A 13,597-nucleotide genomic window follows, 5' to 3' on the forward strand; every position below is an offset into this window, starting at 1 on the left:
CATGCGCCCCATCCGCCGAGCCGCCGCGCGTGCCGCTCTCGTGGAGGCCGCGGCAAGGTCCTCTTCGCCCCGGGGTTTCACGCGTGGCCGGCTCTTTGCTCTGCGTGGGAGCGGCATGTTTTTGTTCTCAGTGAAACACTCACAGCCACACAAAGGAAGGCGTACGTGTCCGAGCCATTCATCGGTGAGATTCGCATGTTCGGCGGCAACTTCGCTCCCCGGGGTTGGGCGTTCTGCCAGGGGCAGCTTCTCTCCATCGCGCAGAACTCGGCGCTCTTCTCCATCCTCGGCACCACGTACGGCGGCAACGGGCAGACGACGTTCGCCCTGCCGGACCTGCGCGGCCGGTATCCCATGCAGCCCGGCCAGGGCCCGGGCCTGTCCCCCCGAACCCTGGGTGAGCAGGGCGGCAGCGAGACGGTGACGCTGCTCTCCACGCAGATTCCGGCGCACAACCACACCCTCAGCGTGAGCAGCCAGAACGGCGACACGGAGACGCCCATCGGCACCGTGCTGGCGGCGGACTCGACGGCGACGGTCCTCAATTACCGCGCCGCGCCCATCGACGGGACCATGAACCCCGCGGCCATCGGCCTCACCGGCGGCAACCAGCCTCACAACAACATGCCGCCCTTCACCTGCGTCAACTTCATCATCGCGCTGGAAGGCATCTACCCCTCGCGCAACTGAAGCACCGCGCTGTCCCCTGAAGCACGGCGCGCCTCGCTCCATCCTGGGAAGCGGGGCGCGCCGGACGTCCCATCCGCCATCGCGAACCACGGCAGCGAAGCGAGCCGATTCACCGCCGCGTCCCGCGTTCACCGCTGAACGAGCCCCCTGCCCCTCCGGGCGACACGCCGTCGTGCATCCCGCCCTCCAAGCCGCGCCACATGACCGGCGACGCGGCGCGGGAGGGCGCATCCCCACAGGTCAGTGGAGACCCTGCACGCGCGGGGGGCTGGCCCTCTCGTCCGGCAGGGCGCACTCGGATGAAGGGTACGACGGTCGAACAGGCGTGGAGGGCACAGTGGCCCCTGAGCGCGACGGAGCGGGACAGCGTTCGCAGGTGACGCTGAGGACGGCGTTCACCGTGTGTTTCGCGGTGCTCGGGGTGGCGGTGCTGGTGGCGCTGGTGGTGCGCACGCGGGTGGCGCTCACGCTGACGGGCATCGCGGCGCTGCTGGCCCTGGCGCTGGAGCATGCGGTGTCCCGGCTGGAGCGCGGGGGACTGCCGCGGATGGCGGCCATCGCGGTGGTGATGACCGGGCTGCTGGCGGTGCTGGTGACGCTGGCGCTGCTGGTGGTGCCCGCCGCGGCGGCGCAGGTGGACGCGATGGTGCTCCAGTGGCCACAGCTCTGGGAGGAGCTGCGCGGCTCGCGCCCGTTCCGGACGCTGGACGAGCGGCTCCACAGCCTGGGGTGGACGCGCCGGCTGGAGGAGGCCACGCCGCGGCTCGCCGCGGGGAAGCTGCCGGAATTGGTGGTGCTCGCCATCGGCGGAGCGGTGGGACTGGCCGGCGGAGCGCTCACCGTGTTCTTCCTGGTGGGCTTCATGCTGGCGTTCGGCGGCGGACTGCTGCGGCGGCTGCTGGACCTGGCGCGGCCGGAGCACCGCCTGCGCTACGTGCGCGTGCTGCGCAACGTGTACCGGGCCACCGGCGGCTACCTGGCCGGGCTCACGCTCATCTGCACCATCAACGCCACGCTCACCACCACCGTGCTGGCGCTGATGGGCGTGCCGTACTTCCTGCCGCTCGGCCTCGCCAGCGGCTTCTCCAGCATGGTGCCCTACGCGGGGCCGGTGGTCGCCGGTGGCTTCATCACCCTGCTGACGTGGGCCACGGGGGGCATGTGGCTGGCGCTGGGGGTGCTCGCGTACTTCGTGCTGTACGGGCAGGTGGAGGGCAACGTGCTGGCGCCGCTCGTCTTCCGGCGCACGGTGCACGTCAACCCGCTCATCATCCTGCTGGCGGTGCTCTTCTGCGCGGAACTGGCGGGTGTGGTGGGCGCGATGGTGGCGGTGCCCGTGGCGGCCTCCGCGCAAATCATCACCCACGAACTGCTGCTGCTCCGCCAGGAGCGCCGCGCCGCCATGCGCCGCGCGCCTCCCGGAGCCGCGTGACGCGAGCGGACGCTCAGCCCGCCGACACCTCGCGCAGCGACGCCTCCACCCCTTCGAGCAGCTCCGTCAGCGCGTCGTCGGGGATGTTGAGCGCGGGGGCGATGTACACGGTGTCGCCCAGGGGCCGGAGGTACAGCCCCCGGCGCCGGGCCGCCTCGTACACGCGCCAGCCGCCGCGCGCGAGGTAGCCGCCGCCGCCCAGGTCCACCGCGCCCACCATGCCCAGCGCGCGCGGGCGCACCAGCCCCGGAATCGTTTCAGCCATCCGCTCGAAGGCGGCGCGGATGCGCGGGGCCTTGCGAGCCACCTGCCCCAGCACGTCCTCGTCGCGGTAGACGGCGAGCACCTCGCGCGCCACCGCCGCGCCCAGCGGATTGCCGCAGTACGAGTGCCCGTAATAGAGCGCCCGCCGCGGCGCGCCGAGGAAGCCGGCGAAGACGCGCTCCGAGGCGAGCGTGGCGCCGAAGGGCAGCAGCCCGCCGGAGAGCGCCTTGGCGAGACACAGCAGGTCCGGCACCACGCCGGCCAGGTCCACCGCGAAGCGCGCGCCGGTGCGGCCCAGGCCGGTGAAGACCTCGTCGGCGATGAGGAAGGTGTCCACCGCGCGGGTGGCCTCGCGCACCGCGCGCACGAAGTCCGGCGCGTACATCAACATGCCCGCCGCCCCTTGCAGCACGGGCTCCAGGATGACGCCGGCGATTTCGTCCGGGTGCTCGCGCAGCGCGGCCTGGACCTGCTCGAAGGCGCGCTCCCAGCCGCCCTCCTCCGCCGGGGACGGCACGTGCACCACGTCGAAGAGGAGCGGGCCGAACACCTCGCGGAACAGCGGGACGCCGCCCACGCTGGTGGCGCCAATCGTCTCGCCGTGGAAGGCCCCGGACAGGGTGATGAAGCGCGTGCGGCGCGAGCGCCCGTTCTGCGCCCAGTACTGGGCGGCCATCTTGATGGCCACCTCCACCGCCGTGCTGCCGTTGTCGGAGTAGAAGACGCGCGACAGCCGCTCGGCCGCGGGCAGCGAGGCCCGGTCCGAGCCGGGGGCGATGGCGGCCAGTTCCGAAGCGAGCGCCGCGGCGGGCGCATGGGTGATGCCCGCCAGCGACACGTGCGGAAGGCTCCCGGCCTGCTCCACGAGCGCGCGGACGAGCCGTGGGTGGCGGTGGCCCAGCGTGGACACCCACCAGGAGCCGTTGGCGTCGAGGTACCGGGCGCCGTCCACGTCGTACAGGTACGGGCCCTCGGAGCGCGCCACGACGAGCGGGTCCGTCCCGGCGATGTAGGCCTCCATGGCCGTATAGGGGTGCCAGACGTGCCCCTTGTCCAACCTGACGATGTCCGCCCGCTCCACGCTCGTACTCCGGGTCATGGGATGTTTGCCGCGCCATGACGCAGCCATGACATGGGGGGTGTTTACCCCCGCATCATGGTCGTCATCGCCTTCTTCATCTCACACTGGCTGCTCTGTGTGTTCTTCCAGAGCTTCTTCCAGCACCGCTACGCCGCGCACCGCATGTACACCATGGGCCCCCGCACGGAGCGGGTGATGCACCTGCTCACGTACCTGGTGCAGGGCTCCTCGTACCTGTCGCCCCGCGCGTACGCCATCCTCCACCGCGAGCACCACGCGTTCTCCGACACGGAGAAGGACCCGCACTCGCCGCACTTCTTCAAGGACGTGGCGCGGATGATGTGGCACACCAAGAAGCGCTACGAGGACTACGCCGCCGGGCGCGGCCAGCCCGAGGCCCGCTTCCTGGGTGGCTACCCGGAGTGGCCGCTGGTGGACGACACGCTGCGCACGTCGTGGCTGGCCACGCTGGGCTGGGTAGGCCTGTACACGGCCTTCTACGTGGCCTTCGCCACGTCGCCCTGGCAGTTCCTGCTGCTGCCCATCCACTTCCTGATGGGCCCGGTGCACGGCGCCATCGTCAACTGGTGCGGCCACAAGTACGGCTACCGGAACTTCAACAGCAGCGACAAGTCGCGCAACACGCTGCCGGTGGAGTTCGTCTGCATGGGCGAGCTCTTCCAGAACAACCACCACAAGTACGGCAGCAGCCCGAACTTCGCCGCACGCAAGTTCGAGGTGGACCCCACGTGGCAGGTGATGCGCGTCATGGCGAAGCTGGGCATCATCCGCATCGCCACACCGCAGCGCGCCGTCTGGCCGGAGCCGCGCGAGGCCAGCGCCGCCCGGGCCGCCTGACGTAGGCACGGGTAGAACGCTCAGGCGTGATGCGCGCCGGGCGCTCTACCCGTCCCGGGGACGCGTCGAGCCGGGAATCGGGTGCTCTTCATCGTCCAGCCAGAAGAAGTGGTCATTGCTGGCGAGCGCCCGCTCCAGGAACTCGCTGAACGAGGCGGCAATCTGCCGGACCTGGAGCGGGTACGTCTCATGCCAGGCGTCGAACAGCGGATAGCGACCGTCCAGTTGCCGCGCCGCATCCAGGAGCACGTAGTCGGAATCCTGGCAGTACACGAGCGTGTACCAGGATGCGGCTCCCCCCGAGTCGTCGTCCCGGCCTCGCATGGCGACCCGTGCACGCTGGATTTCCGCGAGCGACAGAATGCGGTAATTCGCCTCTGGCCGGGGGCGGAACAACTCCGCGCCGTCACAATGCAGGTAGAACGCGCGCAGGTCGGGGTCGAGCCGCCAACCCACACGCGATTCGAAGGCCTCGACCTGTGCGGGCGTTGCTGGCGCTTTCGGAAAATGGGCCCGTGAGAGTTCCGACAGGAGCGATTGCATCGTCATGGCGAATCCACGTAGGGCCTGTCGGGCCCCACGGACCTCCACTGCGCGCCACCGCCGTAGCACGCTGGATATGCCTCATTGATGACCTTGTGCACCTCGGGAGGGACCGGCAGGACGTTGCCCCGCGATGTCGGGTGACCACCGTGCCACAGGTCGAAGATGTGGTGCCCCGGCCAGTAGTCGCCGCCACTCTGTGGCCAGGCCCCGAACTCGTCGCCCCACGCGTTGCGAAAGCCTTCGCGTGCATTCTTCCAGGTCTGTCGCCTCGCCGCCCCGTCACTGAGCAAGATGCCAGACATTCAAAACAGGATAGACGAACCAATCCGGAAGGTGAACCCCGCGCGCTCTCGGCACTCCGCGCACGGCCACTGCCCCCCCGCCAGCCCCCCACGCAGGCAACCCACGGCGAGCGCACGCGGCTCGCGTTAAATATGCCCCCGTGCCCGCCGACACCTCGCTCCGCCTCCGCGTCCTCGATGCAGTGACAGACGTCCCGGCCGCCGCCTGGGACGCGCTCTCCGGCCCCGGTGCGCCGCCCTTCGTGCGCCATGCGTGGCTGGCGGCCATGGAGGAGAGCGGCAGCGCCACCGAGGAGACGGGCTGGGCGCCGCACCACCTGACGCTCTGGCGTGGCCAGAAGCTGGTGGCCGCCGCGCCCGCCTACCGCAAGTTCCACAGCATGGGCGAATACATCTACGACTTCGGCTGGGCGGATGCCGCCGCCCGGCTCGGCGTGGAGTACTACCCGAAGCTCGTCCTCGGCGGGCCCCTGTCCCCCGCCACCGTCCCGCGCTTCCTCATCGCCCCGGGCGAGGACGTGCCCGCCCTGCGCCGCGCGCTGCTCACCGCCGCCGCCGAGAGCGCCCGCGAGTCCGGCTGCTCCTCCGTCCACGTCCTCTACCCCACCGACGACGAGGCCGACTTCCTCGAGGCCCAGGGGCTGGCGCGCCGCATCACCCTCCAGTTCCACTGGAAGAACCCCGGCTACGCCAGCTACGACGACTACCTGGCCCGCTTCGACTCCAAGCGCCGCCACCAGCTCAAGCGCGAGCGCGGCGCCGCGGCCACCCAGGGCATCTCCCTGCGCACCGTGCGCGGCGAGGAGCTCACCCCCGCCCACGCGAAGCGCGCCTACGGCTTCTACACCTCCACCTGCGAGCGCCACGCCTGGGGTCAAATCCAGCTCACCCCCGGCTTCTTCGCCCGCGTCTTCCGGACGCTGCCGGACACGGTGGAGTTGGTGGAGGCGGTGCGAGGCCCGCGCGTCATCGCCGGGGCCTTCAACCTGGCCACCCCGGAGCGCCTCTACGGCCGCTACTGGGGCTCCTTCGAGGAGCACCCCTTCCTCCACTTCCACGTCTGCCTCTACCACTCCGTGGAGGACTGCATCCGGAGCGGCCGCAAGGTGTTCGAGCCCGGCGCCGGCGGCGAGCACAAGGTGTCCCGAGGCTTCGAGCCCACCGCCGTGCACAGCGCCCACCTCATCTTCAATCCCACCCTGGACGCCGCCGTCCGGGGCTTCCTGCGCCGGGAGCACGCGCGGCTGGCCCCCGCCGTGGAGGAGGCGGAGCGCATCTGCGGCCTGAAGCCCTGGCCCCCGGCCGGCAGTCCCGCCACCGGCACCTGAGTCGCCCTCCAGGGCCACCCGCCCCCACCGGACTGTCAGCCCGGTGGGCCCTCCCCGCTTCTGGAAGTTGTGAAACAGGGGCGACCCCGTAGAGTGTCCTCGCTATGAAAGCTCCGGAAACGGACGAAGACTTCATCCAGTGGTACGAAGACTGCTGGGCGGACCGCGACGAGGTCGAGTACCCCAAGATGTTCGGCGCCATCGACGAAGGCGTCTTCACGCTCGACCAGACGGACGCCATCCAGGCCTGGATGGAAAGTGAACTGGCGCAGGTGAAGGAGCCGGACCCGAACTGGGGGCCCATGGGCGTGCGCGTGGCGCCGCCGAGCGCGGACTACCCGTACTGGACCTATGTCACCAGCGGCCTGTCCAACCCCTTCACCGTGGCGCCCGGCGAGGAGTTCCCCGACGACGCGCCCAGCGGGCTGGGCTACGAGATGGTCATCCACACGCCCGAGGAGGCGAAGTGGCCGGTGTTCCGGCTGCTGGACATGATGGCCTACAACCTCGTGTGCATGCGCGCCTTCGCCATGGGCCACCGCTACCCGGTGGAGGGCACGCTGGACGGCGGCGACTCCAAGCTGTCCGGCTTCCTCTTCGTGAGGGACCCGTCCCGCCCGGACCACTTCGTGCTGCCCAGCGGAAAGGTGCAGCTGCTCACGCTGGTGGGTGCCACGAAGAACGAGATGGCCTTCGCCCGCTCCAACGGCATGGACAAGCTGATGGCGAAGCTCGTCGCGGCGGGCACCGGCTACATCACCCACCCGGACCGCGACGAAGTGAAGCTGTAGTCACTTCCCTTCCACTTCGCGCGCCGGAGGCCTGGGAGCCCCGGCGCGCGGAGGCGCTCCCTCCACCAGCGCGCGCAGGGTGCCCGGCTCGAAGGGCTTCTCGATGCGCGGCAGCGGCACGGACTGGAGGAAGGAACGGGCGCGCTCGGTGAAGCCGCCGCCCGTCATGAAGACGAAGCGCGAGAGCAAATCCCGCTGGCGGCGGGCCAGCTCCTCGTACACGTCCATCCCCGTCAAATCCCCCATCATCAGGTCGCAGAAGACGAGGTCGAAGGCGTCGTCGCGCGACAGCAGCTCCAGCGCCTCGCGTCCGCTGTGGACGCTCACCACCTCGTGCCGGCGGCCCAGCACGCGGTGCAGCACCGAGGTGAGCTGCGGCTCGTCGTCCACCACCAGCACCCGCCTGCGCGTGGCCGGGTCCTCCACCGCCTCGGGCGAGGCGGGCAGCGCGGCGGCGTCCGTGGTGGGCAGCCGCACGCGGAAGGTGCTGCCCCCGCCGGGCGTGCTGGTGGCCGTCAGCTCCCCGCGCATGCTGCGCACCAGCCCCAGCGCGGTGGACAGCCCCAGCCCGGTGCCCTCGCCCACGGCGCGGGTGGTGAAGAACGGCTCGAAGGCGCGCTCCAGCACCTCCGGCGTCATGCCGTGGCCGGTGTCCGTCACCTCCACCACCACCCACGGCCCGTCCGTCCGGGTGGAGAGGATGACGCGGTGGCGCGCGGCGTCTCCCTCCGGGATGGCGTACGCGGCGTTGACGAGCAGTTGGAGGAACACCTGCCCCAGCTTCGCCTCGTGCGCCATGACGGTGGGCACCCCGCCGTAGTGCCGCTCCACCTGGGCCCGGTAGCGCAGGTGGGGCATGGCCATGGACAGGCCGAACTCCAGCGCCGCGTGCACGTCCACCGGGGACAGGTGCGGCTCGTCCGCGCGGGCGAACGTCTGCAAGTCCCGGACGGTGACGCGGATGCGCTCCGCGCCCTCGCGCGCCTCGCGCAGGGCCTCCAGCGCCTCGCGCAGGGCCTCGCCGTCCCCCGGGTGGCTGGCGAGGTGCTCGAGCTGTTCCACCGCGAACTGGATGTTGCCGGTGACGTAGGACAGCGGGTTGTTGATTTCGTGCCCCACGCCCGCCGCGAGCTGCCCGGCCATGGCCAGCTTCTCCGACTGCACCAGCCGCTCGCGCGCGGCCACCAGCTCCTGGGTGCGCGCGGCCACCAGGGCCTCCGCCTCCAGGCGGCCGGAGTGCTCGCGCTCCAGCAGCATGTCGCGCTCGGCCTCGGCGCGCTTCTTGTCGGTGATGTCGCTGGCGAAGACGGACAGGTTGCCGTTGCTGCACCAGGCGTGCACCTCGTGCCAGCGCGCCTGGGAGGTGCGCACCTCGAAGGTGGAGGCCATGCCCTCGGCGGCCACGCGGCGCAGCTCGCGCTCCAGCACGGTGCCCTGCAGCTCCGGGCACGCCTCCCACAGCACGCGGCGGAAGAGCTTCTCCTGCGGGCGCCCGCTGATGGCGACGGCCTGGTGGTTGACGTAGGTGACGCGCCAGTCCGCGTCCAGCGTCATGAAGGCGTCCGGGGTGCCCTCCAGCACGTCCCGCACCCAGTCCAGCGTGTCGCGGACGCCCTCCTCCACGCGCAGGGCGCTGGTGACGTCACGCAGGCGCAGGAGCACCCCGTCACGCAGCGGCACCGCGGTGCCGTGCAGCCATGCTTCCCCTTCCGGGAAGTCGTCCGCGGTGGGGCGCCCCGTCTCCACCACCTGCCGCAGCACGCCCACGCGGCCAGCCAGTCCGGCCTCCGCGGAGACCTCCTTCAACCGCCGCCCGCGCAGCGCCTCGGGCGTGCGGCCCAGCGCGCGCGCCGCGGCGGGGTTGGCCCACAGCCACTCGAAGTCGGTGATGGCACCGCCCGTGTCGCGCACGGCGCGCAGCACCATGCAGCCCTCGGGCTGCTGGCGCTCCACTTCCTCCAGTGCGGTCAACAGCACGTCTGCTCCGGGAGTCGGGAGCGCCGGCCGCGGGAATGTGTCCGTCTCCGACATGCGCCGTCCACTCCTGACCGCGCGGGGCGCGGGAGGGGTCCGCGTCCGGAAACAGCCGGAGTCCCCGTATGTCGCCATGAACGGGCGACATTCTCAAGGCGGGGATGCGGGGGCGCGGTGGGTACTACCTGACAGGTGTGTGGGCCACCATCGCGTCTCCCACCACGCTCCCGAGCGTGGCCGGTGTTGGACTCCATGACGCCGTGCTGGGGTGGCGGCGACACTGCCCCCGCCGCGGACTAGGTTGTGGCCTCCGACATGACGCCCACGCTCATCACCGCTCTCGCGTTCGAGCCGCTGCACCTGCCCCTCACCGAGCCCTTCGCCATCGCCACCGGGGCGCAGCACGCCGCGGAGAACGTGCTGGTGCGCCTGACGCTGGCGGACGGCACGCAAGGCCTGGGCGAGGCGGCGCCCTTCACCGCCGTCAGTGGCGAGACGCAGCACAGCACCCTGGCCGCGCTGGAGTCGGTGCGCGCGGGGCTGCTGGGCAGGGACGTGCGCGCGTGGCGCCCGCTGTCGGAGTGGCTGGGGGACTCGCTGGCGCTGGCGCCCGCCGCGCGGGCCGGGGTGGAGATGGCGATGCTGGACGCGCTGGCCCGGCACCACCGCGTGCCGCTGTACGTCCTGCTGGGCGGGGCGGGGACGGTGCTGGAAATCGACATGACGGTGACGGCGGGCGACGTGGCGCACGCGCGCGAGTCCGCGAAGGCCATCCTCTCGCGAGGCATCTCCACGCTGAAGGTGAAGGTGGGGGCGCTGTCGCCGGACCAGGACGCGGCGCGGATGGTGGCCATCCACGACGTGGCGCCCCGGGCCCGGCTCTTCGCGGACGCCAACGGCGGCTATGACGTGGCGGAGTCGCTGGCGTTCCTGAAGGAGCTGGAGCGGGCGGACGTGCCGCTGTCGCTCTTCGAGCAGCCGGTGCCCGCGTCGGACGTGGCGGGCATGGCGGAGGTGTCGCGGCGCTCGAAGGTGCCGGTGTGCGCGGACGAGTCGGCGCGCTCGGCGAAGGACGTGCTGCGGCTCATCCGGGAGAACGCGGCGCACGGCATCAACATCAAGACGATGAAGTGCGGCGTGGTGGAAGCGCTGACCATGTGGAGCCTCGCACGGGCGGCGGGCATGGAGCTGATGGTGGGCGGCATGGTGGAGAGCGTGCTGGCCATGAGCGCCTCCGCGCACCTGGCCGCGGGCCTGGGCGGCTTCACCTATGCGGACCTGGACACGCCGCTGTTCATCGCCAGCCACCCGTTCAAGGGCGGCGCACGGTACGAGGGCTCGCGGCTCGACTTCGACCCGGACGCACCGGGCCACGGCGTCACGCTGGCCTGACCGTCATGGCAGGACACCCTCGGTCACCGCGAGCCACAGCGCCTCGGAGAGCACATCCAGGGTGACGCCGGTATCGGTGCGCTGGGTGGTGGGTGAGGTGGACTGCCCCCTGGAGAAGGCCCTCAGGAACATCGGGAGCGGGCGGCGTCCGAGCCGCACCAGGCGCTCATCGTAGCAGGCCTGGGGTGCCTTCTCCTTCAACAGCGTCGCGAGCAGGAGCGTGTTCTGGAAGCGCCCCACTGCCTTGCTGGGGCCCAGGCCCGAAAAGTCCACCGAGCGCTCGTGCAGCGAGATGCGCTGGCCGCCCTTGCCGAAGACGTGGATGACCTGCTCGGTCTCCTCGTCCACCGCGGAGTCCCAGTTCCGGATGACCTCGCTGTGGGCGGTGATGCTGCCATCCAGGGCCATGCCGACCGTGGTCACCACCTTCCTGTGGATGAGCTCCTTCTCCGTGCGCGTCGACACCGCGCCCCGCAGGATGGCGCCCACCTCGCTCCAGGCCAGCTCGACGGGCGCCCCGGCGCGCGGCAAAACGGAGAATGCCGCCGGGCCAAGGGTGAAGGTACGAGCCACCGTGCGCTGCTCGTCAGAGGGAGGAGGCATCCACGGCGCGACGACGCCGAGCCCGGCTCGGCGCAGCCTCTCCACCGCGGCGGCCGCCTCGTCGGGAGCAAGGAGCGCCAGGGGCGTGGGGGGCGCCAGGACGAGGCGCATCCGCCCCTCCTGGGGCGTGATGCCTGCGAGCTCTGCAACCTCCGTGGCCGCGGCATCCACGGACGTGCAGGGATGAACGAGAACCAGGAGCCTCATCCGCGCGAATCTACCCGGGTCTCACGCCCTGACGCCTCCGGGGGTGCACTACCTCGCCGCCCCGCCCTCCAGGTGCGCCTTCAGGAGCTCCAGGCCGCGGGTGATGTTGTGCCGGATGAGGACTTCCGGTTGGACATTGATGCCCATGACTGCTCCCGTGAGGCGGCGTGACGCGTTCGTTGCAGCCCCCGTCTTCAGCTACTGCCGGGCGAATGGCTCGATGCCATCGACGTGGAGCCGCACCTCCAGCGGCTGGCTCTTCCTGGACAAGAACAACCTGTGCCGCTGACTCCGCCAACTGTGTCAGTGAGCCGCTTCAGCGTCGGCAGCGTGCTCCGCTGGACTCGAGGTGGGCGGGCGCGCGGGTGGGATGACAGGCATATAGCAACTGCCCTTATACACGTAGCCGTCTTCGCCGCAGTCCTTCAGCTCCACGGTCAGCTTGATCCAGCAACCTCCGTTGATGGGCACCTGCGGCTTCCTGGGACAGCGGCCGTTGGCATCTGGCCGCCTCTGCCCCGGGAAGGGTCTGGGTGGCAGGTCCACGGCGATGTGTAGCCCCTGCGAAGGGTCCCGAGTGATAGGCGCCGGAGCCGTCAGCACCGAGTCCCCGACGGCGACGGTGCCACCATCCCTGGCCTCTTCGGGCGCAGAAGCCTGCACCGTCCCGGTAGCTTCTCCGGGATGCGCGCTCCGCATCCACCCGGCTCCCAGAGCCAGTGCTCCCGCCAGGCTGGCGGCCGTGAACCATGCGCGCCTGGAGCGCCCCATTGCTCGATGGGAAATGGGCCTGGGCGCGGCCCTGGCCTCCACGGGCCGAGACACCTCCCGGACGAAGAGGGGCACATCCGCTTCCGGCCCCGCCTCGCGCGCGGCGTGCTCCAGCGCCTCGGCCATCTCGCGCGCACTTCCGCGTGCCTCGGGGCTCACGGAGAGCATCCGGGACGTCAGGACACTCAACTCCTCGCAGCAGCGGGCGTTGACCGCTCGCACCAACGGGGGCGGGGCTCCCTCGTCGCGGGACGTTGGGTCCACCGGGGCAGGGTACTCGCCCGTCATGAGCCGGAACGCGGTGACACCCAGCGCGAAGACATCATCCGCCGGCCCGGGGGCGTAGGGCACGATGGGCTCGCGCATGGGCAGTTGCACCGAGCGCCACGCCTCCGGCGAACGGTAGGGCGGCGTCCCGGGCGGAAACGGCGGCTGCGTCAGCGTGGCGGCGCCAATGAAGTGCCCGGAGCTGAAGTCGGTGAGGAAGACCCGGCCGTCCGCCTCTCTGACGAGCGTGTTGTCACCCTTCACGTCGCGGTGAACGCCGCCCGCTGAATGCGTCGCCGCCAGGGCCCGCGCGAGGCTGGCGAGGGCGTGGAGCACCTGCCGCGAGGTGGGCTCGCGCTCCAGCGCCCAGTCATACAGCGAAACGCCGTCCACCAGTTCCATCACGAGGTACGGGAACTGCTGCCAGACGCCATGGTCCACGAGCCGTGGGACATGGGGATGACGGAGGCGGGAGAGCAGCTCCACCTCCCGCGCGAAGCGCTCGTTGCGAGGGTGCAGGGCCAGCTTGAGGGCCACGAAGCCGCGGGGGGCCTCCGCGCCGATGGCCCGGTAGACGGCCCCGTGGGCCCCCAGCCCGCGCCGCTCCAGCACGCGCCACGGCCCCACCCTCGTCCCCGGGGGAAGGCGCGCCGGATTCAGGTGGCCAGGCTGCATGCGTGCCTCGCGAGGAGATGCGCGGTCCATTCCGCTCGCCGGCAGGCTACTGGAAGCGAAGGAGCGGCAGGGGCCGGCGGTGCACCGCGCGATGCGATTCCATGCACCGCCGGAGCCGGAGGCCATGCCGGTGAAGCGTGAGCTTCGTTGCTCCGGCCTGGCGCAACTCCCTTCGGCTCCACCGCATGGAGAGGAAACCGGGAGACGCCCATCGCCGCGGACGGCTCCCTACTGCACAGCGCAGAACTTGTTGATTTCCAGCGAGGTGCCCGGCTCGACGTAGAAGACGGCGTTGTTGCTGGTCTCGCGCCGGAGAGTGACGGGGCCGGTCGGGGTCCCGTCATAGTGCCAGAGCAGGTCCTTGAGCTGGAACTTCATGGCCTGCACCTCCTCCTTGAGGCTGCTCCGCCTCCCGC

The 13,597-nt window shown here is 71.1% G+C and carries 13 protein-coding genes; 7 read left to right on the top strand and 6 right to left on the bottom strand.

Features of this window, described 5'->3' with window-relative positions:
- The first annotated feature begins 165 nt into the window (after nt 1-165).
- Both K8638_RS24970 and K8638_RS24975 read left to right on the top strand, forming a co-directional pair.
- Nucleotides 166-690: a tail fiber protein gene (locus K8638_RS24970; RefSeq protein ID WP_223757120.1), complete on the top strand. Its 525-nt coding sequence runs from the start codon at nt 166-168 to the stop codon at nt 688-690.
- Between the two features lie 337 nt (nt 691-1,027).
- Complete coding sequence (locus K8638_RS24975) at nt 1,028-2,122, top strand: AI-2E family transporter (RefSeq protein WP_223757121.1); 1,095 nt, start codon at nt 1,028-1,030, stop codon at nt 2,120-2,122.
- A gap of 13 nt (nt 2,123-2,135) precedes the next feature.
- Here K8638_RS24975 and bioA read toward each other — a convergent pair whose 3' ends face one another.
- Nucleotides 2,136-3,467 (bottom strand): adenosylmethionine--8-amino-7-oxononanoate transaminase, encoded by a 1,332-nt coding sequence (gene bioA, locus K8638_RS24980; RefSeq protein ID WP_223757244.1) that lies wholly within the window; start codon nt 3,465-3,467, stop codon nt 2,136-2,138.
- 75 nt (nt 3,468-3,542) lie between these two features.
- On the opposite strand from bioA, the gene K8638_RS24985 reads away from it, so the two are divergent.
- On the top strand, nt 3,543-4,325 hold the full coding sequence (locus K8638_RS24985; protein ID WP_223757245.1) for an acyl-CoA desaturase: 783 nt from the start codon (nt 3,543-3,545) through the stop codon (nt 4,323-4,325).
- Between the two features lie 45 nt (nt 4,326-4,370).
- On the opposite strand, the gene K8638_RS24990 is transcribed toward K8638_RS24985, so the two are convergent.
- Complete coding sequence (locus K8638_RS24990) at nt 4,371-4,874, bottom strand: SMI1/KNR4 family protein (protein ID WP_223757122.1); 504 nt, start codon at nt 4,872-4,874, stop codon at nt 4,371-4,373.
- 439 nt (nt 4,875-5,313) lie between these two features.
- On the opposite strand from K8638_RS24990, the gene K8638_RS24995 reads away from it, so the two are divergent.
- Entirely contained in the window at nt 5,314-6,501 is a 1,188-nt protein-coding gene (locus K8638_RS24995) for a GNAT family N-acetyltransferase (RefSeq protein ID WP_223757123.1), read from the top strand.
- Nucleotides 6,502-6,605: 104 nt separating this feature from the next.
- A complete protein-coding gene (locus K8638_RS25000) occupies nt 6,606-7,292 on the top strand; it encodes a suppressor of fused domain protein (RefSeq protein WP_223757124.1) in 687 nt (228 codons plus the stop codon).
- Here the strand turns inward: K8638_RS25000 and K8638_RS25005 are convergent, their stop codons facing one another.
- Nucleotides 7,293-9,323, bottom strand: a complete 2,031-nt coding sequence (locus K8638_RS25005) for an ATP-binding protein (RefSeq protein ID WP_223757125.1) — start codon at nt 9,321-9,323, stop codon at nt 7,293-7,295.
- A gap of 258 nt (nt 9,324-9,581) precedes the next feature.
- On the opposite strand from K8638_RS25005, the gene K8638_RS25010 reads away from it, so the two are divergent.
- Nucleotides 9,582-10,658 (top strand): dipeptide epimerase, encoded by a 1,077-nt coding sequence (locus K8638_RS25010; RefSeq protein ID WP_223757126.1) that lies wholly within the window; start codon nt 9,582-9,584, stop codon nt 10,656-10,658.
- Between the two features lie 3 nt (nt 10,659-10,661).
- On the opposite strand, the gene K8638_RS25015 is transcribed toward K8638_RS25010, so the two are convergent.
- The gene (locus tag K8638_RS25015; protein ID WP_223757127.1) at nt 10,662-11,372 is read right to left on the bottom strand and encodes a hypothetical protein; all 711 of its coding nucleotides are present in this window, start codon (nt 11,370-11,372) and stop codon (nt 10,662-10,664) included.
- A gap of 241 nt (nt 11,373-11,613) precedes the next feature.
- Here K8638_RS25015 and K8638_RS25020 point away from each other — a divergent pair, with 241 nt between their 5' ends.
- The gene (locus K8638_RS25020) at nt 11,614-11,757 is read left to right on the top strand and encodes a hypothetical protein (protein ID WP_223757128.1); all 144 of its coding nucleotides are present in this window, start codon (nt 11,614-11,616) and stop codon (nt 11,755-11,757) included.
- Between the two features lie 14 nt (nt 11,758-11,771).
- Here K8638_RS25020 and K8638_RS25025 read toward each other — a convergent pair whose 3' ends face one another.
- A complete protein-coding gene (locus K8638_RS25025) occupies nt 11,772-13,181 on the bottom strand; it encodes a serine/threonine-protein kinase (RefSeq protein WP_223757129.1) in 1,410 nt (469 codons plus the stop codon).
- Nucleotides 13,182-13,409: 228 nt separating this feature from the next.
- Nucleotides 13,410-13,559 carry a hypothetical protein gene (locus K8638_RS25030; RefSeq protein WP_223757130.1) on the bottom strand — a complete coding sequence of 50 codons (150 nt, stop codon included), beginning with the start codon at nt 13,557-13,559 and terminating at the stop codon, nt 13,410-13,412.
- Nucleotides 13,560-13,597: the final 38 nt, after the last annotated feature.

The sequence above is a fragment of the Myxococcus sp. RHSTA-1-4 genome, from assembly GCF_020037125.1.
Classification (GTDB): Bacteria; Myxococcota; Myxococcia; order Myxococcales; family Myxococcaceae; genus Myxococcus.

Coding starts and splice junctions, on each gene's coding strand:
- K8638_RS24985 (WP_223757245.1), top strand. CDS start 3,543: ATGGTCGTCATCGCCTTCTTCATCTCACACTGGCTGCTCTGTGTGTTC.
- K8638_RS24990 (WP_223757122.1), bottom strand. CDS start 4,874: ATGACGATGCAATCGCTCCTGTCGGAACTCTCACGGGCCCATTTTCCG.
- K8638_RS25000 (WP_223757124.1), top strand. CDS start 6,606: ATGAAAGCTCCGGAAACGGACGAAGACTTCATCCAGTGGTACGAAGAC.
- K8638_RS25005 (WP_223757125.1), bottom strand. CDS start 9,323: ATGTCGGAGACGGACACATTCCCGCGGCCGGCGCTCCCGACTCCCGGA.
- K8638_RS25010 (WP_223757126.1), top strand. CDS start 9,582: ATGACGCCCACGCTCATCACCGCTCTCGCGTTCGAGCCGCTGCACCTG.
- K8638_RS25015 (WP_223757127.1), bottom strand. CDS start 11,372: ATGCGCCTCGTCCTGGCGCCCCCCACGCCCCTGGCGCTCCTTGCTCCC.
- K8638_RS25020 (WP_223757128.1), top strand. CDS start 11,614: ATGACTGCTCCCGTGAGGCGGCGTGACGCGTTCGTTGCAGCCCCCGTC.
- K8638_RS25025 (WP_223757129.1), bottom strand. CDS start 13,181: ATGCAGCCTGGCCACCTGAATCCGGCGCGCCTTCCCCCGGGGACGAGG.
- K8638_RS25030 (WP_223757130.1), bottom strand. CDS start 13,559: ATGAAGTTCCAGCTCAAGGACCTGCTCTGGCACTATGACGGGACCCCG.